This window comes from Kitasatospora sp. NPDC085895 (genome assembly GCF_040702125.1).
GTDB classification, from domain to species: domain Bacteria; phylum Actinomycetota; class Actinomycetes; order Streptomycetales; family Streptomycetaceae; genus Kitasatospora; species Kitasatospora arboriphila.
Window position 1 is genome coordinate 1 of record NZ_JBFBJY010000005.1, and the last position, 25,277, is coordinate 25,277.

The 25,277-nt window shown below is 74.6% G+C and carries 17 protein-coding genes; 14 read left to right on the forward strand and 3 right to left on the reverse strand.

Going from position 1 to position 25,277, the window contains the following annotated elements:
• Positions 1-238: 238 nt before the first annotated feature.
• The gene (locus AB0442_RS04470; protein WP_363549610.1) at positions 239-2,902 is read right to left on the reverse strand and encodes a lysylphosphatidylglycerol synthase transmembrane domain-containing protein; all 2,664 of its coding nucleotides are present in this window, start codon (positions 2,900-2,902) and stop codon (positions 239-241) included.
• Positions 2,903-3,036: 134 nt separating this feature from the next.
• Here AB0442_RS04470 and AB0442_RS04475 point away from each other — a divergent pair, with 134 nt between their 5' ends.
• The 4 genes from AB0442_RS04475 (at position 3,037) to AB0442_RS04490 (ending at position 11,630) form a co-directional block, all read left to right on the forward strand.
• On the forward strand, positions 3,037-3,375 hold the full coding sequence (locus AB0442_RS04475; RefSeq protein ID WP_366160540.1) for an MGMT family protein: 339 nt from the start codon (positions 3,037-3,039) through the stop codon (positions 3,373-3,375).
• 186 nt (positions 3,376-3,561) lie between these two features.
• Entirely contained in the window at positions 3,562-6,840 is a 3,279-nt protein-coding gene (locus AB0442_RS04480) for an ATP-dependent DNA helicase (protein WP_366160542.1), read from the forward strand.
• Between the two features lie 191 nt (positions 6,841-7,031).
• Positions 7,032-10,238, forward strand: coding sequence for an ATP-dependent DNA helicase (locus tag AB0442_RS04485; protein WP_366160544.1), 3,207 nt, complete (start codon positions 7,032-7,034; stop codon positions 10,236-10,238).
• 258 nt (positions 10,239-10,496) lie between these two features.
• On the forward strand, positions 10,497-11,630 hold the full coding sequence (locus AB0442_RS04490; RefSeq protein WP_344625583.1) for a PP2C family protein-serine/threonine phosphatase: 1,134 nt from the start codon (positions 10,497-10,499) through the stop codon (positions 11,628-11,630).
• A 46-nt stretch (positions 11,631-11,676) separates the two neighbouring features.
• Here AB0442_RS04490 and AB0442_RS04495 read toward each other — a convergent pair whose 3' ends face one another.
• Positions 11,677-12,648, reverse strand: coding sequence for an endonuclease/exonuclease/phosphatase family protein (locus tag AB0442_RS04495; protein ID WP_366160546.1), 972 nt, complete (start codon positions 12,646-12,648; stop codon positions 11,677-11,679).
• Between the two features lie 93 nt (positions 12,649-12,741).
• Between AB0442_RS04495 and AB0442_RS04500 the strand changes: the two genes are divergently transcribed.
• The 6 genes from AB0442_RS04500 (at position 12,742) to AB0442_RS04525 (ending at position 20,588) form a co-directional block, all read left to right on the forward strand.
• Entirely contained in the window at positions 12,742-13,341 is a 600-nt protein-coding gene (locus AB0442_RS04500; protein ID WP_344625581.1) for a PadR family transcriptional regulator, read from the forward strand.
• Between the two features lie 21 nt (positions 13,342-13,362).
• Positions 13,363-14,130: an ABC transporter ATP-binding protein gene (locus AB0442_RS04505; RefSeq protein WP_363549224.1), complete on the forward strand. Its 768-nt coding sequence runs from the start codon at positions 13,363-13,365 to the stop codon at positions 14,128-14,130.
• Positions 14,127-16,976, forward strand: coding sequence for an FtsX-like permease family protein (locus tag AB0442_RS04510; protein ID WP_366160549.1), 2,850 nt, complete (start codon positions 14,127-14,129; stop codon positions 16,974-16,976). The genes AB0442_RS04505 and AB0442_RS04510 overlap by 4 nt, the downstream gene beginning before the upstream one ends.
• Positions 16,977-17,093: 117 nt before the next feature.
• Complete coding sequence (locus tag AB0442_RS04515; protein ID WP_366160551.1) at positions 17,094-18,488, forward strand: dipeptidase; 1,395 nt, start codon at positions 17,094-17,096, stop codon at positions 18,486-18,488.
• A gap of 51 nt (positions 18,489-18,539) precedes the next feature.
• On the forward strand, positions 18,540-19,472 hold the full coding sequence (nudC, locus tag AB0442_RS04520) for an NAD(+) diphosphatase (protein WP_363549233.1): 933 nt from the start codon (positions 18,540-18,542) through the stop codon (positions 19,470-19,472).
• Positions 19,473-19,763: 291 nt separating this feature from the next.
• Entirely contained in the window at positions 19,764-20,588 is an 825-nt protein-coding gene (locus AB0442_RS04525; RefSeq protein WP_366160553.1) for a GntR family transcriptional regulator, read from the forward strand.
• 124 nt (positions 20,589-20,712) lie between these two features.
• Here the strand turns inward: AB0442_RS04525 and AB0442_RS04530 are convergent, their stop codons facing one another.
• On the reverse strand, positions 20,713-20,970 hold the full coding sequence (locus tag AB0442_RS04530) for a mycoredoxin (protein ID WP_030274906.1): 258 nt from the start codon (positions 20,968-20,970) through the stop codon (positions 20,713-20,715).
• A 262-nt stretch (positions 20,971-21,232) separates the two neighbouring features.
• Here AB0442_RS04530 and AB0442_RS04535 point away from each other — a divergent pair, with 262 nt between their 5' ends.
• The 4 genes from AB0442_RS04535 to AB0442_RS04550 all read left to right on the forward strand — a co-directional run bounded on the left by AB0442_RS04535 (position 21,233) and on the right by AB0442_RS04550 (position 25,179).
• On the forward strand, positions 21,233-23,464 hold the full coding sequence (locus tag AB0442_RS04535; RefSeq protein WP_366160717.1) for an ATP-dependent DNA helicase UvrD2: 2,232 nt from the start codon (positions 21,233-21,235) through the stop codon (positions 23,462-23,464).
• A gap of 323 nt (positions 23,465-23,787) precedes the next feature.
• Complete coding sequence (locus AB0442_RS04540) at positions 23,788-24,240, forward strand: hypothetical protein (protein ID WP_363549238.1); 453 nt, start codon at positions 23,788-23,790, stop codon at positions 24,238-24,240.
• Between the two features lie 175 nt (positions 24,241-24,415).
• The gene (locus AB0442_RS04545) at positions 24,416-24,772 is read left to right on the forward strand and encodes a WhiB family transcriptional regulator (RefSeq protein ID WP_317634108.1); all 357 of its coding nucleotides are present in this window, start codon (positions 24,416-24,418) and stop codon (positions 24,770-24,772) included.
• Positions 24,769-25,179, forward strand: coding sequence for a hypothetical protein (locus tag AB0442_RS04550; RefSeq protein WP_366160555.1), 411 nt, complete (start codon positions 24,769-24,771; stop codon positions 25,177-25,179). The genes AB0442_RS04545 and AB0442_RS04550 overlap by 4 nt, the downstream gene beginning before the upstream one ends.
• Positions 25,180-25,277: the final 98 nt, after the last annotated feature.

Consider the following 25,277-nt stretch of genomic DNA (forward strand, 5'->3'; position numbering starts at 1 on the left):
GGTTGCGCGCCAACCCCCGCGTCATCAAGCGCAAGATGTCCAACTGGGCACTCAAGCGCACCGAGCACCTCAGCCCACCCCGACCCGACGTCCCCGCCGTCTCGCTGGTCGGGCCAACCAAAACCAGCCCGTCCAGGCGGAAAACAACCTAAATCACCGGTATTGCATCTAGTCCGGAGCCGACACGAGGGCCCGCCCGGCAGCACGCCGGGCGGGCCCTTCCGCGCGTCGGGGGCCGCTACAGCGCGCCCCTGCGCTGCAGCACGTTGTACGAGATCCAGCCCGGCAGCACCGGCAGCCAGAAGGTCAGCAGGCGGTACAGGAAGACCGCGGGGGTGGCGGCCGACGGCGGCACGTTGCCGACCGTCAGCGCACCGATCAGGGCGATCTCGACCGGGCCGATGCCGCCCGGGGTGGGGATCGCCGATCCGGCCGCGTTCGCGGTCAGGAAGACCACGGCCACCGCCGAGTAGCTCATCTCGCCGCCGAAGGCCCGTACCGAGGCGTACAGGCAGGCGGTGAACGACAGGGTCAGCAGCAGGATGCCGCCGAAGCCGGTGATCAGCTTGGACGGCGTCTGCATCAGGTCGAGCATCCGCGGCACCACGCCGAAGAACAGCGAGCGCACCCGGGTCACCACGAAGCGTCGCAGCGGCGCCACGGCCGCCACCACCAGGGCGAGCACCGCCGCCGACAGCACGCCGATGATCACCGCCCGGGAGGCGCCCAGATCGCCGTTCTTCTGCGTCCCGGTGATCAGGCCGAAGCTGAACAGCAGCAGCAGGTGCCCGCCGAGGCCGGCCAGCTGGGAGGCGCCGACGCTGGCGACCGCCTGCCCGGAGCGGATCCCGGCCTTCTGCAGGTAGCGGGTGTTGAGCGCGATGCCGCCGATCGCGGCGGGCGCGACCAGCTTCACGAAGGAGCCGGCGAGCTGGGCGGCGACCGTCCGTCCGAAGGGCAGCCGCTCCGGGACGAAGCCGGTGAGGCTCATCGCCGCGGCGCCGTAGGTCGCGGCGGCGGCGGCCAGCGCGAGGGCGGCCCAGCCCCAGTCCATCTGGGAGAGCTTGAGCTGGCCCGGCTGGATCGTGGTCAGCGCCAGGTAGGCGGCGAAGGTCAGCGCGATGACCATGATCAGGGTCTTCGGCTTGAGCCGTTCCAGCCTGGCCGGGGCGAGCGGGGCCTCCGGGGCGATCTGCAGGATCTGTCGGCGGATCCGGCTGAGCAGGTCCTCGCCGGCCGCCGCGATGTCCTCCTCGGCCTGTTCCTGGGTGCGCTCGCCGGCGGCGACCTGCTCCAGGGCGAGCGCCTGCGCGGCGGCCTTGCGCTCCTTGGTCATCCGCTGCAGGTCGATCCGGGTCGAGCGGCTCAGGCCGACCGGCTGCAGCAGCGGCAGCGCGGAGGCGACCCGGTCCGCGCCGAGCACCCGGTTGGCGACGTCCACCGAGCGCTCCGGGCCGACCCGTAGCGCGAAGGTGGTGAGCAGCTGGGCGATGTCGATCCGCAGCGTGAGGTCGCCGGCTGCGATGTCGCCGCCGGAGAGGTTCACCAGGCAGCCGGTCTTCTCGTCGACGACCAGCAGGGACTCGCCGGTGAGGCGGCGGTGGGCGATCCGGCGCTCGTGGAGCGCGGCGACGGACTCCCAGAGCGAGGCCATCAGGTCGTCGGTGATCTCGTCGTCGGCGAGCTCGTCGAGGGTGCGGCCGGCCACGTTCTCGTAGACCAGGATCGCGGCGTCCGGGCCGAGTTCGGAGGTGGCGACCAGCTGCGGGGCGCGAGCGCCCGAGGCGGCCGCCGCGTAGGCGATCAGGGCCTCCTGCTCCAGCGCCTGGCGCAGCGACTGCGGGCTGCGGCGCACCGCCACCGAACGCAGCCTTATCCGCCGCCACGCCCGGTAGAAGAAGCCGGAGGCCTGCTGCTCGCGGTCGATGATGTGGACGTCCAGCAGCGCGCCCTCGTACTGGGTGACCAGGTAGCGGCGGGTCTCGCCCGGGGCGTCGGGGGCGCGGTGCGCGCCGGACGGGGTGAAGCCGACCTTCCGCAGGCCGATCATCAGGTGCTTGCCGGTGGGCCGGATGTTCGGCGAACCGATCGCGTACAGCGTGCCGTACGCCACCGACCAGCCGATGAGCACGGTGAGCAGCAGCGACAGCGGGGTGGTGTAGCCGCTGATCAGCTCGGTGGCGCCGCTGAGGACGACCACCACCCACAGCGCCACCCGCCAGCGCGGCCGGCTCGACATGCCGACGGCCGTCATGTAGGCGATCACCGGCGCCAGGTAGCCGTGCACCGGGTCGGTGAGCGTCTCGGTGCCACCGGGCGGCACCTGGGTCAGGGCGTCCCGGATCGCCTGCGGCGCGCCCGCCGCGACCCACCAGTCGATGCCCAGCGAGACGCCGTAGGCCAGCACCGAGGCGAGCACGCCGTCGGCGACCCGCAGGCCGTCCCGCTTGATCAGCCGCTCGACCGCGAAGGCCAGCGGCACCGCGAGCACCGCCACGCTGGAGCCCAGCGCCGCGACGGTCGACAGCATGCCGGGCACCTTGTCGGCGTTGGACGAGATGTCCGTCTCGATGCCGGTGGTGGTCGACACGGCGACCTGGGCGAGCACGAAGACCGCGATGATGCCGAGCACGCCGGCCAGGAAGCGCAGCAGGTCGGACGGACGGTGGGCGCGGGCGGCGAGCAGCGGCTCGTCGACGGCCAGGTGCTCGCCGGTCGGCTCCTCGGACGCGGTCGTCCCGCCCCCCGTCCCGTGGCCGTCCTGCGCGTCGTCCTGCCCGTCCTTGCCCGGCGCCTGCCGCTGCGGCGAGACTGTCGGCGGTTCGGGTTCGGGCCCCGCAGACCGGTCGGTGGCGGACTCGTCGGAGCCCTTGTCCACGTTCACGTCTGCCGTCCCGGTCATCTGGTCTTGTCCTCGTATCCCCACGCACTGCCCCGAAGATGCTGCCATGCCGCGGCTCCTCGCGTGGGACAGGGGCCCGATCGGGCGCGGCGGATCGCCCGCAGGGGGCCCAGGAATCGACCGGATGGGGAGAAATGCCGCAGCAGTACGACACCACCTCCGACGACGGTGCGCTGCCGCCGTTCGCCGAGGCCGTGCTCGACCTCACCGAGCGCATCCCGCCCGGCCGGGTCATGACGTACGGCGACGTCGCCGAGTACCTCGGCCGGGGCGGCCCGCGCCAGGTGGGCCGGGTCATGTCACTGTACGGCGGCGGAGTGCCCTGGTGGCGGGTGATCCGGGCGGACGGCCGGCCGCTGCCCGGCCACGAGCACCGAGCCCTGCCCGAGTACCGGGCCGAGGGCACCCCGCTGCGCGAGGTCGGCGGCGAAATGCGGGTCGACCTGCGGCGCGCCCGCTGGGAGGGCGGCTGACCCGCACCGCCGGATCCGCCGAACCGGGTGCGCGGGCGGGGCATGTCGGTGCAGGATCGTAGGCTCGGTGGGGCCGCCCCCGTCCCCGACACCCCCGCCGGCCCGACGCCCGCACGGCCGCCGGCAGGACCGCCCGTCCGACCGGCCGCAGAACCGAAGCTCCGCCGCACGACCGCCTGGACCGCAGTGACCTCCCCTTTCCGCCTGGTGCGCAGCCCGCTCGCACAGCCCGCCCCGCCCGCCCTGGACGAGTTCCAGCGGGCGGTGGCCGAGCATGCCGGCGGGCCGCTGCTGGTCCTCGCCGGACCGGGCACCGGCAAGACCACCACCCTGGTCGAGGCGGTCGCCCGGCGGATCGCCGCCGGCACCGACCCCGACCGCATCCTCGTCCTCACCTTCAGCCGCAAGGCGGCCATGGAGCTCCGCGACCGGATGACCGCCCGGATCGGCGCCGCCGGAGCCGCCCCGCAGGCCACCACCTTCCACTCCTTCTGCTACGCCCTGCTCCGCGAGCACCAGGAGCAGGAGGACGCCGCCGAACCGCTGCGCCTGCTCTCCGGCCCCGAACAGGACGTCATGGTCCGCGAACTGCTCGCCGGCGGCGCCGAGGACGCCCGCGACGGCACCGGCCGCATCTCCTGGCCGCTCGACCTGCGCGCCTGCCTCACCACCCGCGGCTTCGCCGACGAGGTCCGCGCCGTGCTCGCCCGCAGCCGCGAGCTCGGCCTCGGCGAGGACGAACTGGCCCGCTTCGCCGAGGGCGTCCAGCGTCCCGACTGGGCCGCCGCCGCCCACTTCCTCGCCGACTACCTCGACGTCCTCGACCTGCGCGGCGTCCTCGACTACGCCGAACTCGTCCACCGCGCCGTCCTGCTCGCCGAACGCCCCGAGGCCGCCGAGCAGCTCGCCGCCCGCTACGACGTCGTCTTCGTGGACGAATACCAGGACACCGACCCCTCCCAGGTGCGGCTGCTGCGCCGGCTCGCCGGCGGCGGCCGCGACCTCGTCGCGGTCGGCGACCCCGACCAGTCGATCTACGCCTTCCGCGGCGCCGACATCAACGGCATCCTCGACTTCCCGGGGACCTTCCGGCAGGCCGACGGCCGGCCCGCCGAGGTCAAGGTGCTGCGGGTCTCCCGCCGCTCCGGCGCCGTCCTGCTCGCCGCCACCCGCGAACTCGCCCGCCGGATGCCGATGGGCCGGCTGCCCGCCGACAAGCTCGCCCAGCACCGCGCCCTGCTGCCCTCCCGCGAGGGCGGCCGGGTCGAGGTCTACACCTACCCGACCCCGGGCGCCGAACTCGACTCCGTCGCCGACCTGCTGCGCCGCGCCCACCTGGAGGACGGCGTCCCCTGGGGCGAGATGGCCGTCCTGGTCCGGGCCGGCGCCCGCTCCATCCCCGGCGTCCGGCGCGCCCTCTCCGCCGCCGGCGTGCCCCTGGAGATCGACGGCGACGACCTGCCGCTGCGCGAGGAACCCGCCGTCGCCCCGCTGCTGCTCGCCCTGCGCACCTGCGCCGACCCCCTCGACCGGCTCACCCCCGACCTCGCCCACACCCTGCTCACCGGCCCGCTCGGCGGCCTCGACGGCTCCGACCTGCGCCGGCTCGGCCGCGCCCTGCGCGAGGAGGAACGCGCCGCCCTCCGCGACAGCGGCGAGCAGGCCGCCGTCCGCCCCGCCGAGGAACTCCTCCGCGAGGCCCTCGTCGAGCCCGAGCGGCTCGTCGCCATGGAGCCGGCCGCCGCCCGCCGCGCCCGCGACCTCGGCACCCTGCTGCGCAAGGTCCGCGAACTGCTCACCGGCGGAGGCAGCGCCGAGGAGGCCCTCTGGCTGCTCTGGGACGGCAGCCGCCGCTGGCGCGAACGCCTGGAACGGGCCGCCCTGCGCGGCGGCGCCGCCGCCCGCAACGCCGACCGCGACCTCGACGCGATCTGCGCGCTCTTCGAGACCGCCGCCCGCGCCGAGGACCAGGCCGCCGGCCACCGCAGCGCCCCCGAGTTCCTGGCCGAACTGGAGGCCCAGGACATCGCCGCCGACACCCTCACCGTGCGCACCGTCCGCCCCGAGGCCGTCCGGCTGATGACCGCCCACCGCTCCAAGGGCCTGGAGTGGCGCCTCGTCGTCGTCGCCGGCGTCCAGGAGGGCCTGTGGCCCGACCTCCGCCGCCGCGGCTCCCTGCTGGAGGCCGACCGGATCGGCCGCGACGGCCTCGCCGAACCGCTCTCCCCGGCCGCTCTCCTCGGCGAGGAACGCCGCCTCTTCTACACCGCCGCCACCCGCGCCAAGGACCGGCTGATCGTCACCGCCGTCAAGGCCCCCGCCGAGGACGGCGACGAACCCTCCCGCTTCCTGCGCGAGCTCTACCGCGAGGAGCTCGACCCGCGCACCGGCAAGGTCCGCTCCCGCACCCCGCAGGTCACCGTCGCCGACATCACCCACCGCCCGCGCCGCCCGCTGGCCGTCGCCGCACTCGTCGCCGAACTCCGGGCCGTCACCCTCGACCCGGCCCGCCCGCCCGCGCTGCGCCGCGCCGCCGCCGAACGCCTCGCCCGGCTCGCCGAGGCCACCGACGAGGACGGCGCCCCGCTCGTCCCCGCCGCCCACCCCGACCGCTGGTGGGGCCTGCACGACCAGACCGCCGCCCCCGACCCGCTGCGCTCCCCGGACACCCCCGTCCGGCTCTCCGGAAGCGGCCTCGAACAACTCGACAGCTGCGCCCTCCAGTGGTTCCTCGACAAGGACGTCCGGGCCGCCGGCACCGCCAGCGCCGCCCAGGGCTTCGGCAACGTCCTGCACGCCCTCGCCGACGAGGTCGGCTCCGGCCGCACCCCCGCCGACCTCGCCGTCCTCATGGAACGCCTCGACACCGTCTGGGACGCCCTCGCCTTCGACGCCCCCTGGAAGTCCCACCAGGAGAAGACCGAGGCCCGCGCCGCCCTCGAACGCTTCCTGCACTGGCACGTCCTCGAACGCGGCCGCACCACCGTCGCCACCGAACACGGCTTCGACCTCACTCTCACCGTCGGCGGCGTCGCCGTCCGCATCCGCGGCTCCATGGACCGCATCGAGCAGGACGCCGGCGGCCGCGCCTACGTCGTCGACTTCAAGACCGGCAAGCAGATCCCCACCGAGAAGTCCCTCCCCGAGCACAAGCAGCTCGCCGTCTACCAGCTCGCCGTCCGCAACGGCGCCCTCGACGGGCTGCCCGGCGTCCCCGAGGGGATCGCCTCCGGCGGGGCCGAACTCGTCCACCTCCGCGAGCCCGGCAAGACCGACAAGGAAGCCCCCAAGGTCCAGCAGCAGGCCCCGTCCGACGGCGAACCCTGGATCGAGAACCTGCTCGCCGACGCCGCCGGCCGCGTCCTCGCCGAACGCTTCGTCCCCACCCAGGGGGACGGCTGCGGCCGCTGCGCCTTCCGCAGCAGCTGCTCCGCCCAGCGCGACGGCCGCCAACTGATCGAGTAGGGCCGAGCCGCTCAGGCGCGCGGGGAACTGCGCAATTCGGGTGTGGGCGACTGTGGGTACCACGGCGAGCCCTGATCTGTTTCGATCACCAGCCCCGGACTGCGCAGTTCCGCCCCCGGCCCTCGGCCGGGAGGTGCCCCCAGCGCCCCTCGGTGGACCGCTCTGTCGGCGGGGCCGGTTAGCGTTGGGGGGTGCGTTCCGTGCTCGACGACCCCGGCCAGTTGAAGGAACTGCTCGGCATCCCGTTCAACGCCGAGCAGATGCAGGCCATCGGTGCCCCGCTGGAGCCCGCCGTGATCGTGGCCGGCGCGGGCTCCGGCAAGACGACGGTGATGGCCGCCCGGGTGGTGTGGCTGGTCGGCTCGGGGGCGGTCGCGCCGGAGCAGGTGCTCGGCCTGACCTTCACCAACAAGGCGGCCGGTGAGCTCGCGGAGCGCGTCCGCACCGCCCTCCTCCGCGCCCGCGTCCTGGACCCGGACGACACCGAGTCCCTCGGCGAGCCGGAGATCTCGACGTACCACGCCTTCGCCGGCCGGCTGCTGAAGGAGCACGGCCTGCGCCTGGGCATAGAGCCGGACGTCCGGCTGCTCGCGGACGCGACCCGCTTCCAGCTGGCGGCCAAGGTGCTGCGTTCCGCCCGCGGCCCGTTCCCGGCGCTCACCGGCACCTTCTCGGCGCTGGTCGCCGACCTGATCGCACTGGACTCCGAACTCGCCGAGCACCTGGTGCAGCCCGAGCGGCTGCGCGCCTGGGACGAGGAGCTGCTGGACGGCCTGGCGACGGCGAAGCTGACCAACGAGGACCTGCGGGCCGTCCCGAAGGCCGCCCGGGCCCGCCAGGAGCTGCTGCACCTGGTGGAGGACTACCGGCGCCGCAAGCGGGCCGGCGGCCTGATGGACTTCGGCGACCAGATAGCCGCCTCGGCCCGGCTGGCGCAGGAGCGCCCGGAGGTGGGCCGGCTGCTGCGCGAGCAGTACCGGGTGGTGCTGCTCGACGAGTACCAGGACACCTCGGTGGCGCAGCGGCTGATGCTGGCCGGCCTGTTCGGCGCGGACGGCGGCGGCAGCGGCCACCCGGTGACCGCGGTCGGCGACCCCTGCCAGGCGATCTACGGCTGGCGCGGCGCCTCGGTGGCCAACCTGGACGACTTCCCGCTGCACTTCCCGCGCGAGGACGGCACCGCCTCGGCCCGCTACGCGCTGAGCGAGAACCGCCGCAGCGGCGGCCGGCTGCTGGCCTTCGCCAACCACCTGGCGGCCGACCTGCGGGCCATGCACGAGGGCGTGGAGGCGCTGCGCCCGGCCCCGGGGGCGGAGGCGGACGGCTTCGTGCGCTGCGCGCTGCTGCCGACGCACACCGAGGAGATCGACTGGCTGGCCGACCGGATCGCGCACCTGGTGCGCACCGGGACGGCGCCCGGCCGGATCGCGGTGCTCTGCCGGGGCGGTGCGGCCTTCCCCGACGTGCACGCGGCGCTGGTCGCCCGGGAGGTGCCGGTCGAGGTGGTGGGCCTCGGCGGTCTGCTGCAGCTGCCCGAGGTGGCGGACCTGGTGGCGGTCTGCGAGGTGCTGCAGGACCCGACGGCGAACGCCGCGCTGGTGCGGCTGCTGATCGGTCCGCGCTGGCGGATCGGCCCCCGCGACCTGGCGCTGCTGGGCCGCCGCGCCGCCGAGCTGGTGCGCACCGAGCGGCTGCAGGGCGATGCGCTGGCCGCGGCGGTGGCGGGCACCGACCCGACCGAGGTGGTGTCGCTGGCCGACGCCCTGGAGACCTTCCTGGAGGCGGAGCAGCCCGACGAGCTGCCGTTCTCGCCGGAGGCCCGGGTGCGGTTCGCCCGGCTGGCGCGGGAGGTCCGGGAGCTGCGGCGGGCGCTGGCCGAGCCGCTGATGGACGTGCTGCACCGGGTCCTCGCGGTGACCGGCCTGGAGGTCGAGCTGTCGGCCTCGCCGCACGCGCTGGCCGCCCGCCGCCGGGAGACGCTGCACGGCTTCCTGGACATCGCGGCCGGCTTCGCCGACCTGGACGGCGACCCGGGGCTCTCCGCCTTCCTGGCCTTCCTGCGGGCGGCGCAGGAGTACGAGCGGGGGCTGGACGCCGGGCTGCCCGGCGGCGAGGACACCGTGAAGGTGCTGACCGCGCACAAGTCCAAGGGCCTGGAGTGGGACGTCGTCGCGGTGCCGGGCCTGGTGAAGGGCGGTTTCCCGTCCGGCCAGGGCCGCGAGCGCTGGACGAGCACCCGCCGGGTGCTGCCGCACGCACTGCGCGGCGACGCCGACACGCTGCCCGGCGACCCGCCCTGGACGGCCAAGGGCATGGGCCTGTTCAAGAAGGAGATGGCCCACCACTCGGCGGTGGAGGAACTGCGGCTCGGCTACGTCGCCTTCACCCGCCCCCGGGAGCTGCTGCTCGCCTCCGGGCACTGGTGGGGGCCGAACCAGAAGCGCCGCCGCGGCCCGTCGGACTTCCTGGTCGAGCTGCGCGAGCACTGCGCGTCGCCGGGCAACGGCGAGGTCGAGGCGTGGGCGGAGGAGCCGCTGCCGGAGGCGGAGAACCCGGCGCTGGCCCGCTCGCTGGAGACGCCCTGGCCGCTGCCGCTGGACGCGGCCGCCCAGCGGGCCCGCCGCCGGGTGGCCGAGGTCGTCCGGCACCGGCTCGCCGGGGCGCCGCCGGCCGAGCCGGAGGAGATGGCTCCGGAGGACGCCCGGCTGGTCGCCTCCTGGGACCGGGACCTGGACGCACTGCTCGGCGAGCTGGCCCGGGCCAGGCGCTCCGTGCGCGAAGTGCCGTTGCCCGCCTCGCTCTCGGCCTCGCAGGTGATGCGGCTGGCCGCCGACCCGGACGGCTTCGCCCGGGAGCTCGCCCGGCCGATGCCCCGCCCGCCGCAGCCGGCCGCCCGCCGCGGCACGCGCTTCCACAGCTGGGTGCAGTCCCGTTTCGAGACGGAGGAACTGCTGCTCCTGGAGCCGGACGCGCTGCCCGGCGCCGACGAGGACGGCATCGAGGACGAGCGGGACCTCGCAGGCCTCAAGGAGGCGTTCCTGCGCAGCCCGTACGCGGACCGGGTGCCGTACCGGATCGAGGCGCCGTTCCAGCTGCTGCTGGCGGGACGCGTGGTGCGCGGCCGGATCGACGCGGTCTACCGGGAGCGTGACGGTGGCTCAGGGTCACCGCACCCCTGGCGCTACGAAGTGGTCGACTGGAAGACCCACCGCGAGGAGACCGCGGACCCCCTGCAGCTCGCCATCTACCGGCTGGCCTGGGCCGAGCGGGCGGGCGTCGAGCCGGAGCAGGTCAGTGCGGCGTTCCTGTACGTCCGCAGCGGCCGGGTCGTCAGACCCGCAGGACTTCCTGACCGAAAAGAGTTGACCAGGCTCCTGATCGGGAATAGTGAAGAATGAGTCACGCAGAGCATTCAAGCCGTCACGGGATCGTGCGAAATCTGTGCACTGTGCACTTTTCGCACCTATTGTGGGGTCGGTAACCGGTCAACCCCGTACTCCGGCCGCATGCGGGGGCCACAGCCCCCTGACCCTCCGTCATCACCGCAGGTGTCCCCTGGCACCGGCCACCTTCTGCTGGAGAGACCGACGTTGAGCGCGACCGGATGGATCAGAGACCGGCTCGCGGGGCCCGCCCCGGGGGCAGACCCGGGCACGGTGACGGGCACCTGGCCGAGAACCGCACTGGCGCTGCCGTTCATCGGCATGGCGCTGGTGGTCTCCCTGGACTTCTTCAGCAACACCGAGGTGACGGTCGAGCCCGCGCTCACCGCCGTCCCGGCGCTCGCCGCCGTCGTCAGCCGGCGCACCTGGTACCCGCTGCTCATCGGCGTGCTGACCGAGCTGGCCGCCTTCCTGATGGCCGGCTACAACGACGTGCTCGGCGAGTCGGTGCACAGCGCGACCGTCTTCGCGATCGCCCTGGTCGCCGGCATCGGCTGGGTCTCCACCACGCTGAGGCTCCGCCAGGAGCTCGCCCTCGCCGAGGCCCAGCTCGTCGCCGAGATCGCCCGCCGGGTGCTGCTGCGGCCCGTCCCCGACCGGGTGGGCAGCGTCCGCGCCGCCGTGCACTACGCGGCGGCGCACGCGCACGCCTCGATCGGCGGCGACCTCTACGAGGTGGTCAACACCCGGCACGGGGTGCGCGCGGTGGTCGGCGACGTCCGGGGCAAGGGCCTCGCCGCCGTGGAGACCGCCGCCGCGGTGCTCGGCGCCTTCCGCGAGGCCGCCCACCAGGAGGCCTCGCTGGACCGGGTCGCCGGCTGGCTCGCCGTCAGCCTCGACCGCGCCCTGCACGAGAACGACCACCCCGGCATCGAGGAGGAGTTCGTCACCCTCGTGCTGATCGGGATCCGCTCCGACGGCACCGCGGAGGTCGTCAACTGCGGACACCCCGCACCCGTCCTGCTGCGCGCCGGCGAGGGCGTCGCCCTGCTGGAGCCCGCCGAACCCGTCCCGCCGCTCGGCGTGCTCGACCCGGCGGACGTCCGGCCGCCCGTGCAGCGGCTGCCGCTGCGGCCCGGCGACCGGGTGCTGCTCTACACCGACGGCGTGATCGAGGCCCGGGACGGCGGCGGAGCGTTCTACCCGCTCACCGACCGGCTGCCGCACTGCGCGACCGGATGCCCGGTCGAGGTGCTGCGGAACGTGCACCAGGACGTGGTGCGGCACGTCGGGCACAAGCTCGGGGACGACGCGGCGATGCTCCTCCTCCAGTACGAGCCGGTCGGCCCGCACCTCCCCGTCCAGGGCGGCCGCCCCATGCTCGCCAAGGGCTCGGGGCGGGTCTAGCACCCCAGGGGCAAGTCGCCAGGCGCCCCTGAGGCGGTGGTGCCTTCTACAGGTCGACCTCGACGACGAGGGGGCGGTGGTCGGAGACGGTGGTGCGGGGGGCCGCGGCGGGGCCGACGGCGCTGCGGGGGACGCCGCCGCCGAGGACGTGGTCGAACTGCACGGCCGGCTTGTGGGACGGGTAGGTGGGGGTGCGCGCCAGGTCGTACCAGCCCTGCGGGCGGGGCCGCGGTTCGCGGACCCGGCGCCGTCGGCCGCCGTCCTGTTCGAGCCGGGTGCGGCGGGCGGCCCGGGCCTCGCGGACCCGTTCCCGGGCGGTGGTGCGGTCCAGTGCGGCGGCTCCGCCGAGCACCGTCCGCGGGACGGCCCCGATCAGGTTGAAGTCGCCGAGCACCAGGTAGGGCCGGGGCAGGTCGGCGATCCAGCGGCGGATCGCGGCCAGCTGCGAGACGTTCCAGCCGGGCACGAAGGACAGGTGCGCGGCGACCGCGGTGAACGGCCCGTGCCGGCCCTCGAGCACGGCGGCCAGCGCGGCCCGCGGCTCGTCCGGGACGGGGGTCAGCCCGCGGCGTCCGGCGACCCGCAGCGGCAGGCCGAACGGTGCCGGGGCGAACCGGCGGGCCCGCCAGTGCCGGACCGGAAGGCGGGTCAGCAGGGCGGTGCCGTAGGAGGGCAGGCCGGTGGCGGTGTCCACCTCGGCGGGGCCGTAGACCTGCAGCGAGGTCATCGCCGGGTCGGTCAGCCAGCCGGCCAGCGGTGCGGGTCTGCCGTGCAGGGCGGCGGCGAAGCGCCAGTCGGCGGCGCCCATCGCCTTGGCCGCGACGGCGGCCTGGTCGACCAGGCCGGAGCGCTCCTGGTGGCGGTCGACCTCCTGCAGGGCGAGGACGTCCGCGTCGAGCTCGGCGATCGCGTCGCCGAGCGGGGCGCCGGGCTCGGCCGGGTAGGGCAGCGGCGCCCCGTCGGCGGCGAGCGGCTGACCGTGGAGCAGGTTGAAGGTGGCGATGCGCAGCTGGCTCACATCCCCGACCGTACCCGCTGTCCGGCCCCGGACCGCCCGGTCGGGGGCGGCGGGGCTTGAGGCTCCGGGGCATACCGGGTATACATACTCGGTATGTCGATCCGTCATGGTCTCCTCGCCCTCCTCGACCAGGGCCCCCGGTACGGCTACCAGCTGCGCTCCGAGTTCGAGGCCCGCACCGGTGCGACCTGGCCGCTGAACGTCGGCCAGGTGTACACCACGCTGGGGCGCCTGGAGCGCGACGGGCTCGTGGAGCCCGCCGGCGAGGACGACGAGGGCCACCTCTTCTACGCCGTCACCGAGGCAGGACGCACGGAACTGCGCCAGTGGTTCGACTCCCCGGTGCCCCGGACCAATCCGCCCCGCGACGAACTCGCGATCAAGCTGGCGATGGCCGTCGGCGTCCCCGGCGTCGACGTCCAGGCCGTGGTGCAGTCCCAGCGCCGGCACAGCATGAAGGCCCTGCAGGACTACACCCGGCTCAAGGCCCAGGCGCTCACCGCGGGCGAGCAGCAGAACGACCTCGCCTGGCTGCTCGTCCTGGAGCAGCTGATCTTCCAGACCGAGGCGGAGATCCGCTGGCTGGACCACTGCGAGAGCCGTCTCGCCCAGCACGCCTCCCGATCCGTCCCGGCGCCCGCACCCGCGCCGCCCGCCACCACCACGGGCCGGTCGCGCCGGTCCCGCATCTGACCCACCACAGCAGGGGGAAGCATGAGCACCACCCACACCGAACCGCGGCCGCCCGTGCTGCACCTCGACCAGGTCAGCCGCGTGCACGGCCACGGCGCCGCCGAGGTGCACGCCCTGCGCGGCGTCGAACTGGTCGTCCACCCCGGCGAGCTGGTCGCCGTGATGGGCCCCTCCGGCTCCGGCAAGTCCACCCTGCTGACCCTGGCCGGCGGACTGGACAGCCCCACCTCCGGCCGCGTGCTGGTCGAGGGCGCCGTGCTCGGGGAGCTCTCCCGCAAGCAGCAGGCCCAGGTCCGGCGCCGTTCGGTCGGGTACGTCTTCCAGGACTACAACCTGATCCCGGCGCTCACCGCCGCCGAGAACATCTCCCTCCCGCGCGAGCTCGACGGCGTCTCCGGCCGGACGGCCCGCCGCGAGGCGCTCGCCGCACTGGAGGAGCTCGGCATCCCCGAGCTCGCCGACCGCTTCCCCGACGACATGTCCGGCGGCCAGCAGCAGCGCGTCGCCATCGCCCGCGCCCTGATCGGCGACCGCCGCCTCGTCCTCGCCGACGAGCCCACCGGCGCCCTCGACTCCACCACCGGCGAGGCCGTCCTCGCCGTGCTGCGCGCCCGCTGCGACGCCGGCGCCGCCGCCATGATGGTCACCCACGAGGCCCGGCACGCCGCCTGGGCGGACCGCGTGGTCTTCCTGCGCGACGGCCGGCTGGTCGACCAGAGCGTCAGCCGCGACGCGGCGAGCCTGCTGGTCACCGCCGCCACCAACAGCGTGAAGGGGCCGGGCGAGTGAGCCTCCGTTCCTGGCGGGCCGCGATGCGGATAGCCCGCCGCGACGCCATGCGGGCCAAGGGCCGCAGCGCCCTCGTCCTCGCCATGATCGCCCTGCCGGTGCTCGGCGTGGCCGGCGCCGACGTGATGTACCGCAGCGGCGAGCTGGAGCCCGCCGAGCAGGCCGTCCGCGTGATGGGCAGCGCCGACGGACTGCTGCACTCCTTCGGCCGCGGCACGATCGTGCTCCAGCCGCCGAACGCCGAGGAGGGCGGCTGGGGCGCCCCGGTGGAGGAGGGCAGGAAGCCCACCGCCGAGCAGGTCCGCAGCGCGAAGACCGATCCCGCGGTCCTCGCCAAGGAACTGCTGCCGCCGGGCACCGTGCTCGTCCCCTTCCCGATGGGCGAGAACGCCTCCGCCACCAGCAAGGAGGGCCGCCTCGGCGTCGACACCACCGAGGCCGACCTGACCGACCCGATCTGGCGCGGCCGGCTGAACGTCGTCGAGGGCCGGGCCCCGAGCGGCGCGCACGAGATCGCCGCCACCCGTGCCTTCCTCGACAAGTCCGGGCTGCACGTCGGCGACCGCACCGTGCTGCACGGCCTGGACGGCACGCCCTTCCACATCACCGCCGTCGCGGAGTTCCCCGGCGAGCTCGGGGCCGTCACCCTGATCGGCCGCCCGGGCGAGCTCGTCGCCCCGCTGCACGCCGCCAACCGCGGTGCCGACCGGAGCGACCGCTTCGGCGGCGACCGCTGGCTCGTCAAGCTGCCGCACGGCGCCGTCCTCGACTGGCCGAAGGTCCTGGAGCTCAACAAGTACGGCCTCGGGCTGACGTCGCGCACCGTGCTCACGGACCCGCCGCCGCGCGCCCAGGTGCCCTACTACGTCGACATGGACCAGCGCGGCTTCGGGGGCGTCGACACGGTCGGCCTGGTCGTCGTCGGCACCGTCGTCGGCATGGCGCTGCTGGAGATCGTGCTGCTCGCCGGCCCCGCCTTCGCGGTCGGCGCCCGCCGCTCGCGCCGCCAGCTCGGCCTGCTCGCCGCCGGCGGCGGAGACCGCTCGCACGTCCGGGCCGTGGTGCTCGGCGGCGGCCTGGTGCTCGGTCTGGCCGGCGCCGTGGTCGGCGTCGTCCTCGCCGTCGCCACCGTCGCGGTGCTCCGCCCGTGGGCGGAGGAGGCCGCCGGACAGCGCTTCGGCCACCTCGACCTGCAGCCGTTGGACCTGCTCTGCATCGCCCTGATCGGCCTGGTCACCGGCCTGCTCGCGGCGGTCGTCCCGGCCTTCCAGGCCGCCCGGACGGACGTCGTCGAGGCGCTCACCGGCCGCGGCTCCGTCCGGCCCCCGAGCCGCAGGCTCGCCGTCGTCGGCCTGGTGGTGGTCGGCATCGGTGCCGCGCTCGCCCTGCTCGGCACCTTCACCGGCGCCGCCGGTCGCACCCTCGGCACCCTCGGCGGATCGGCGCTCGCCGAACTCGGCATGATCGCCTGCACCCCGATGCTGGTCGGCCTGTTCGGCCGGCTCGGCCGCCACCTGCCGCTCAGCCCCCGCCTCGCGCTGCGCGACGCCGTCCGCCACCGCGGCCGCACCGCCCCCGCCGTCGCCGCCGTGATGGCCGCGGTCGCCGGCTCCGTCGCGGTCGGCATCTACACCGCCAGCTCCGACCTGGAGCAGCGGCAGCAGTACCGGGCCGAACTGCCCGCCGGGTCCGTCAGGCTGATGGCGGACCAGGGCCCGGGCACCGTCACGGCGGACCTGACCGCCCTGCGCTCCGCCGTCGAGCGGTCCATCCCCGACATCGGCCCGCGCGCCGACCCGCTGTCCACCCAGTACGGCAGCAACTGCCAGCAGCGGTCCTGCGGCTGGGTCGAGGTGTCCGTCCCCAAGGAACTGCGATGCCCCGTCCGGGACCCGGACGTCGAAAGCGCGAGCATGTCGACCGACGAGGTCCAGCGGATCCTCCGCGAGGACCGGCGCTGCGCCGACGAGCCGACCTACGGCAGCATGGCCGGCTACGTCCCGGCCGGCGACGCGACCGTGCTGCACAACATGTTCGGCGTGCGGGACGCGGCCGCCGAGCAGGCCCTCGCCGAGGGCAGGGCGGTGGTCTTCGACCGGAAGCTGATCAAGGACGGGAAGATCACCCTCGACCTGACCGTGGAGCAGACGGAGACCAAGGAGGACGTCCTCAGCCCCGAGCCGAGCGGCAAGCCCACCGTGCACCACGTCACCGTCGACGCCGTCTACACCGCGCCGGAGACGCCGGCCGCGCAGGCGCTGGTCAGCCCGGAGACCGCCAAGCGGCTCGGCCTGAGCACCCGTCCGGCCGGCAGCGTCTGGCGGCCGGCCGCGGCGCCCTCCGACGGCGCGGAGCAGAAGGCGTCCGCCGCGGTGGCCAAGCTGGACGACGGCGTCGCCGTCACGGTCGAGCGCGGCTACCGCTCGCAGCAGACCCTCACCGGGCTCGCCCTGACCGGCTTCGCCGGCGTGGTCGCCCTCGGCGCCGCCGGCATCGCGACCGGCCTCGCCGCCGCCGACTCGCAGCGCGACCTGGCCACCCTGGCCGCGGTCGGTGCCGCCGGCGGCATCCGGCGCCGGCTGTCCGGCTTCCAGTGCGGGGTGATCGCCGCGATGGGCACCGTGCTCGGCACGGTCTGCGGCGTGATCCCGGCGGTCGCCCTGCGCAAGATGGAGGCGTCCGCGGTCTACAACTCGCAGTACGGGATGATCAAGCCCGCCCAGGCCGTGATCGCCTTCCCGTGGACGGACCTCGCGGTCACCCTGGTCGGCCTGCCGCTGCTGGCCGTGGGGCTGGCGATGCTGTTCACCCGCTCCCGGCTGGTGCTCGGCCGCCGCACCGCCTGACCCGCCCCCACCCCGGTCACCTCCCGCCCCGTCCGGCGCGGGAGGTGACCGAGGTTACGGGCGGCTGCTGCACCGGGGCGGGGCGCGCACCCGTCCGGGCGAACTAAAGTCGTCCGTATGACGAAAACCCCGGACAGCGTCGTCCGCTCCTACATCGACGAGCACGAGCCCGCATTCCTGCGGGAACTCTCCGACTGGCTGAGCATCCCCTCCGTCTCCGCCGACCCGGACCGGGCCGGCGACGTCCGCCGCTCGGCCGAGTGGCTGGCCGGGGCGCTGCGCAGCACCGGCTTCCCGGTGGCCGAGGTGTGGGAGACCGGCGGGCTGCCCGCGGTGTTCGCCGAGTGGCCCTCCGGGGACGCGTCCGCGCCGACCGTGCTGGTCTACGGGCACCACGACGTGCAGCCGGCCGCGAAGGAGGACGGCTGGGAGACCGAGCCGTTCACCCCGACCGTGGTCGGCCGGCGGCTGTTCGCCCGCGGCGCGGCCGACGACAAGGGCCAGGTCTTCTTCCACACCCTCGGGGTGCGCGCCCACCTCGCGGCCACCGGCCGCACCGCCCCGGCGGTCAACCTCAAGCTGCTGATCGAGGGCGAGGAGGAGTCCGGCTCGCCGAACTTCGCCGCCCTGGTGCGCCGCGAGGCCGAGCGGCTCGCCGCCGACGTGGTGGTCATCTCGGACACCGGCATGTGGTCCGAGACCCAGCCGACCGTCTGCACCGGCATGCGCGGCCTGGCCGACTGTCAGATCGACTTCTTCGGCCCGGACACCGACATCCACTCCGGCTCGTTCGGCGGCGCCGTGCCCAACCCGGCCGAGGTGGCCGCCTCGCTGGCCGCCGCCCTGCACGACGCGGACCGCAGGGTCGCCGTCCCCGGCTTCTACGACGGGGTGGTCGAGCTGACCGACCGCGAGCGCGAGCTCTTCGCCGAGCTGCCCTTCGACGAGGCGCAGTGGCTGCGGGTCGCCAAGTCGTACGGCACCCAGGGCGAGGCCGGCTACTCCACCCTGGAGCGGATCTGGGCCCGCCCGACGGCCGAGGTCAACGGCGTCTGGGGCGGCTACACCGGGCCCGGCGGCAAGACGATCGTGCCGTCCGAGGCCCACCTCAAGCTCTCCTTCCGGCTGGTCGCCGGCCAGGAGGTGGAGAAGGTCCGGGAGGCCGTGCGCGCCTGGGTGGCCGAGCAGGTGCCGGAGGGCATCCGCTACGAGATCGCCTTCCCCGGCGCGACCCGGCCCTGTCTGACGCCGCTGGACCACCCGGCGCTGCAGGCGGTCGTCCGGGCCATGGGCCGGGCCTTCGAGCAGAAGGTCCTGTTCACCCGGGAGGGCGGCTCCGGCCCCGCCGCGGACCTGCAGGACGTGCTCGGGGCGCCGGTGCTGTTCCTGGGCATCTCGGTGCCCTCGGACGGCTGGCACTCCGTCAACGAGAAGGTGGAGCTGGACCTGCTGCGCAAAGGCGTCGAGACCTCGGCGTACCTGTGGGGCGAGCTGGCCGGGACCCGGCCGTGAGCCGGGTGACGACGATCCGGAAGATGCGACTTCGAACGGGGATGGACCGAGTTGAGCAGCGCGTCTGACACCAGGCACCTCGCCCTGGCCCGCGCCGGGGTGGACCGTGCCGCGCACCACCGGTTCGACGAGCCGTGGCTGGCCGCGGCCTGGAGCCACCCGACCACCAAGGTGCTGCCGATCGCCGGCGGCGAGGCCTTCGTGGTCGACACCGAGCTCGGCAGCGAGCTCGTCCTGCTGCCCTCGTTCGAGGCGCCGGACACCGGGGACCGCTTCTACCTCGGCACCGACGAGGACGGCGTCTCCTACTTCGCGCTGGCCGGCGAGAGCCTGCCGGGCCGGCTGGACGGCGACGCCCGCCCGGCCGGGCTGCGCGAGGTCGGCGCCTCGCTCTCGGACCGGGACGCCGGGCTGCTGGTGCACGCCGTCGCCCTGGAGCACTGGCACCGGCTGCACAGCTTCTGCTCGCGCTGCGGCCACCGCACCGAGAAGGCCGGCGCCGGGCACGTCCGCCGGTGCACCTCCTGCGCGGCCGAGCACTACCCGCGCACCGACCCGGCGGTGATCATGCTGATCACCGACGAGCAGGACCGCTGCCTGCTGGGGCGTCAGGCGATCTGGCCGGAGGGCCGCTGGTCCACGCTGGCCGGCTTCGTCGAGCCGGGCGAGTCGATCGAGCAGGCGGTCGCCCGCGAGGTCTTCGAGGAGGCCGGCGTGCGGGTGTCCGACGTCGAGTACGTGGCGAGCCAGCCCTGGCCGTTCCCGTCCAGCCTGATGCTGGGTTTCGTCGGCCGGGCCGACCCGGCCGGCACCGCGATCACCGTGGACGGCGAGGAACTCGCCGAGGCCCGCTGGTTCTCCCGCGAGGAGCTGGCGGCGGGCATGGCGGCGGGCGAGATCCTGCCGCCGTCCGGGATCTCGATCGCCCGGCACCTGGTCGAGCTCTGGTACGGCGAGCCGCTGCCGGCGGCGGCCCGCTGGTAGGCCGACGGCCCCCGGGTGACGTGCCCCGGTGACGCGCCGGGGTCACTGCCCGGAAAGGGGCGTGCGGACATTGTTCGCGCGCCCCTTTCTGCTTCCGAATCCATTTTCTTTCATTCGGCTTCCGTTCCGGCGGCAATATTCGTACGGAGTCCGACCGAAGCCGTTCGGACCGGCGCCCACCTGCGGCGGAGTGCGCCCGTGTGCGCGGTTCGCGCCCGGTCGAAACCTCCGGACGGCGTTCTTGGCCCGTTTCCCTGAAATGCAGGAACCCGGCTGACTACATTCACCGGTGTGACGATCCCCCGAGCCGGAGTGCCCGCCCCCAAGTACCAGCGCCTCGCCGCCGACCTGCGCCGCCGGATCGAGGCCGGCGAATGGCAGGGCGGGGCGCAGCTGCCCGTCGAGACCGAGTTGGAGCACCACTACGGCGTCGCCCGCAACACCGTGCGCCTCGCGGTCGACGTCCTGGTCAACGAGGGGCGGCTGGTCCGTCTCCAGGGCAAGGGCACCTACCTGAAGCAGCAGCCGATGCTGGACCACCGGGCCTTCGGGCCGCCGCGGCAGGCCGCCGGCCCCCAGGACTGCCTGGCCGCCCCCTCCGAGGTCTACGCCGAGGAGGCCCTGGCCGCCGGCCGCCGGCTCACCTGCGACTTCGAGATGCTCGTGGTGCGCGCCCGCGCCGACATCGCCGAACTGCTCGGCATGCTGCCCGGGGAGGCCGTGGTCGTCCGCCGGCAGCTGCGGCTCACCGACCGCGAGCCGTACTCGATCGAGGAGAGCCACTACCGGGCGGGCCTCGCCGCGGGGACGCCGCTGATGGAGCCGGAGCCGGTGCCCGGCGGCGACGAGACGGTGCTCGCCGCGATCGGGCGCTGCGAGTCCGCCGCCGCCGACCGGTTGGTGGCCCGGATGCCGGGGCCGGAGGAGGCCGCCTGGTTCGAGGTCGGCCCCGGGGTGCCGCTGCTGGTGCAGACCCGCGTCACCAGCGACACCCGCGGGCCCGTCCGGGTGGTCGAGACCCGCTACGCGGCCGACCGCTGCCGGCTGCTCTACGGACTCGGCACGGCGCAGGCCGGCTCGATGGCGCCCGCCCGTACGGCGGCAGGCGTCTCCTGACCGGCCCGGGCGTCCGGACGGAACGCGGCCCGACCGGCCCGGAACGCGGCCCGGCCACGGCGGAGGGTCTCCGCCGGGGCCGGGCCGGGACGCGTGCGGTGCGCCCCTGCGTTCCGGTGCGCCGTCAGCCGGCCAGCGCCGCCTGGACCTGGCGCAGGCTCGGGTTGGTCATCACGACCTGCTCGCCGCCGCTCTTCGGCTCGACCAGCACGGTCGGCACGGTCTGGTTGCCGTTGTTCACCGACTCCACGAAGCTCGCCGAGGCCGGGTCCAGCTCGATGTTGATCTCGGTGTAGGAAATGCCCTCGCGCTCAAGCTGGCTCTTGAGGCGGTTGCAGTACCCGCACCAGGTCGTGCTGTACATCGTGACGGTGCCGGACATGGCGGCGTGCTCCTTCGGGGAGGGGGCGTACGGTCAGGGATCCCAACGCCCGACGTGCATCCGTCATTCCGCACGCGCCCGGCGCGTGCGGAAGGCCACACGCCGGGCGGCGGACCGATCGTCGCACCGCGGCGGCCGGCCGCGGCGCCGCGGCCTGTGGAGAACCCGGCCGCTGTCACCGCCGGCTGCCAGGATGTGCGGTCCGGTCCGCACCGCCCGCCGGGCTGAGAGGATGGTAGCCATGCAGGAAGAGCTCTCGGGCATGTCCGGCCCGTACGACCCGTACGACTCCTACGGCGCCGCCCCCGCCGGCGCCGACGCGGTGCTCGCCGGACTCGACCCCGAGCAGCGCGCCGTCGCCACCGCCCTCACCGGGCCCGTCTGCGTGCTCGCGGGCGCAGGCACCGGCAAGACCCGGGCGATCACCCACCGGATCGCCTACGGCGTGCGCAGCGGCGTCTACCAGCCCCAGCAGGTCCTCGCCGTCACCTTCACCGCCCGCGCCGCGGGCGAGATGCGCGGGCGGCTGCGCCAGCTCGGCGCGGACGGCGTGCAGGCCCGCACCTTCCACTCGGCGGCGCTGCGCCAGCTCCAGTACTTCTGGCCGCGGGCGGTCGGCGGCGAGGTGCCGCGGCTGCTGGAGCGCAAGGTCCAGCTGGTCGCCGAGGCCGCCGCCCGCACCGGCCTGCGGGTGCAGCGCACCGAGCTGCGCGACCTCACCGGCGAGATCGAGTGGTGCAAGGTCACCCAGATCGTGCCGGACGACTACCCGGCCGCCGTCGCCAAGACCGGCCGCGAGGCCCCGCGCGACCCGGCCGAGATCGCCCGGGTCTACGCGACGTACGAGCAGACCAAGCGCGACCGCGGGGTGATCGACTTCGAGGACGTGCTGCTGCTGACCGCCGCGATCCTGGAGGACCGGCCGGAGATCGCCGAGCGGGTCCGCGCCCAGTACCGGCACTTCACCGTGGACGAGTACCAGGACGTCTCCCCGCTCCAGCAGCGCCTGCTGGACCAGTGGACGGCCGGCGGCGCCAGCCTCTGCGTGGTCGGCGACGCCAGCCAGACCATCTACTCCTTCACCGGCGCGACCCCCGAGTACCTGCTGCACTTCCGCACCCGGCACCCGGACGCCACCGTGGTGAAGCTGGTGCGCGACTACCGCTCCAGCCCGCAGGTGGTGCACCTCGCCAACGGGCTGCTCGCCCAGGCCCGCGGACAGGCCGCCCAGCACCGGCTGGAGCTGGTCTCGCAGCGCGAGGCCGGGCCCGAGCCGGAGTACACGGAGTACCCGGACGAGCCGACCGAGGCGGAGTCGACCGCGCACCGCATCCGCAAGCTGCTGGACGGCGGGGTGCGGGCCAGCGAGATCGCCGTGCTGTTCCGCACCAACGGCCAGTCCGAGGTCTACGAGCAGGCCCTCTCCGACCTCGGCCTGCCCTACCAGCTGAAGGGCGCCGAGCGGTTCTTCGAGCGGCCCGAGGTCCGCGAGGCCGGCGTGCTGCTCAAGGGCGCGGCCCGGGCCGCCTCCGACCCGCTGACCGCCGACGAGCCCGACCTGGCCGGCCAGGTCCGCGCGGTGCTCGCGACCCGCGGCTTCACCGCCGCCCCGCCGGCCGGCTCCGGCGCCGTCCGCGAGCGCTGGGAGTCGCTGGCCGCGCTCGTCCGGCTCGCCGAGGAGTTCGAGGCCGGCCGCCGCCGGGCGGGGGAGAGCACCGACCTCGCCGCCTACGTCGCCGAGCTCGACGCCCGGGCCGCGGCCCAGCACGCCCCCGCCGTCGAGGGCGTCACGCTGGCCTCGCTGCACGCCGCGAAGGGCCTGGAGTGGGACGCCGTCTTCCTCGTCGGCCTCAGCGAGGGCACCCTGCCGATCATCTACGCCAAGACCGACGAGCAGATCGAGGAGGAGCGCCGGCTGCTCTACGTGGGCGTGACCCGCGCACGGCAGCACCTGTCGCTCTCCTGGGCGCTCTCGCGCTCCCCGGGCGGCCGGGCGAGCCGCCGCCCCACCCGCTTCCTGGACGGCCTGCGGCCCGGCTCCGGCACCGCCCGGGCCGGCTCCCGCGGCGGGCGGGGCGGCGTCGAGCACGGGGAGTCCCGGGCCTCCCGCCGCGCCCCGCGCGGGCCGGTCACCTGCCGGGTCTGCGGCCGCACCCTCACCGAGGCGGTCGAGCGCAAGCTGCGCCGCTGCGAGGGCTGCCCCTCCTCGATGGACGAGGCCCTGTACGAGCGGCTGCGCGCCTGGCGGGCCGCCCAGGCGAAGAAGCAGGGCGCGCCGGCGTACGTGGTGTTCACCGACGCGACCCTGATGGCGATCGCCGAGGACGTCCCGGCGGACGAGCGCGAACTGTCCCGGATCTCCGGGGTGGGCGCCATGAAACTGGACAAGTACGGCGCCGCTGTGCTGTCGTTGTGCGCGGGGGAAGAGCTCGTGGACGTGGTCGCCGATGAGGCCGCGGACGGGCTCGTGGGGGAGCCGACCGAGCCGGCCTGAGCCGCTCGCGGAGATCACTCCGGAACTCGCCGGAAAAATAGTTTGCGCCCCGTACGCCGCGCGCAATAGCCTGCCGGAGCGGTCAAGGGGACGAGATCGCAAGGCCGTGGAAGGTCACCTTCCGCGTGCCGTTCGAGCATGGCCGGGGTCCGCAAGGATCCGCCGGCCACCACAGCTCCACACAGCAGCACCACGCATCACAGAGCATCACAGAGCATCACAGAGCTTCACCAGCAGGACCGACCAACATCCGAACACCGGGGCCCGGGGGACTGGGCACCGCGAGACGCCGAGAGGAGGCGAAGACAGTGGGAACCACGAAGATGATCACCAAACTGACTGGCCAGACCGTTTTCGCCATGCCCGCGTGCGCTCCCTCGATGTTCGGCACCCGTGGCACTTCGACCGCCGCCTCGCGTCTGCGCGGCGTGGTCGTTCTGGCCGAAAACGGGCTGGGTCTCCAGGGCACCGATGTCTCCGTTGTCAGTGGCTCCGGCTTCACTGGCCTCGGCGGCGCCGATTCCTTCGAGACGGGTCTGTCCCGTGACTGGGCGATCTTCGGCGGCGGCCTCGAGCTGCGCGACGAGCGACCGACCCAGGCACCGAAGGCAGTGGCAGTGGCAGCCATGCATGGCGGCTATGTGCGCGTCTCCGGTGCCGGAGCAGCCAAGCAGGACGAGCAGCTGATCAACCAGGCCCAGGCCGCCCACACGGGCGCCCAGGCCATCCGGATGAGGGCCTTCCGCGGCCCAGCACCCTGGAGTGAACGAACCTGAGTCAGCCTCAGGTCGGTCTCCAGGGCCGCGGAACCCGTCACCACCGGGATCCGCGGCCCTTCTGTTTTGTCCGGTACGTCAAGACGAACCCAGGTCCTCCGGGACCTCCGGTCCGGCCCACCAGCCGCCAGGACCGGAACCACTGAGAAAAGACGAGGAAGAAGTGTCCACGGTCATCACACCGCCCCTCCCGTCCGTACCGACAGACAAGTTCACCAAGGCCGACCAGGCCGACCCCCCGGAGGTTTCCCTGATGCAGCAGCTCAACTCGCTCGACGAGGCCGACGCCCTCGGCCGCACCATCCCGTGCCGCGCCTTCGACCCGGAGGTGTTCTTCGCCGAGACACCGGCGGACGTCGAGTACGCCAAGTCCCTCTGCGGCACCTGCCCGGTGAAGGAGGCCTGCCTGGCCGGCGCGCTGGAGCGGCGCGAGCCGTGGGGCGTCTGGGGCGGCGAGCTCTTCGTGCAGGGCGTGGTCGTGGCCCGCAAGCGTCCGCGGGGCCGTCCGCGCAAGACCGAGGTCATGGCGTGATCACCGCCGACATGTCCTCCGGTCACGGAACCGCAGGAGTCCGACGGGGAGAGCAGCCCCCGCAGGACAACTCCCTGCGCCGCTCCGTACGCATCGCCGCCGCCAAGACCGATGCCCGAGCCCACCGCCCCTTCCCGAGCACGCACCACGAGCAGGACCACCACATGACCCCCGTCGCCGATCACACCGCCAGCTTCGAGCAGAACGCCGAACTCCAGATCCGGAACAGGAACTTCGACATGCATCTCCTCCAGGAATCCCTGGCCCGCGCCCATATGCACGAACGCATCCGCGAGGCCGAGCGCCAACGCCTCGGCGCGCGCGTCGCACGGGCCGTCCGCCTCCGGCGGAAGGCCGAGATCGCCTCGCTGCGCGCCCGCAGGGCGCTTGCCGCCGCCCTGATGTGACGGACCGTCGCCCCACCCCCGGGACCCCCGATCCCGGGAACGGCGCGGCCCGTCCATGGACCAGGCAGAACACGACGAACGACGGCCGCCCCCCTGCG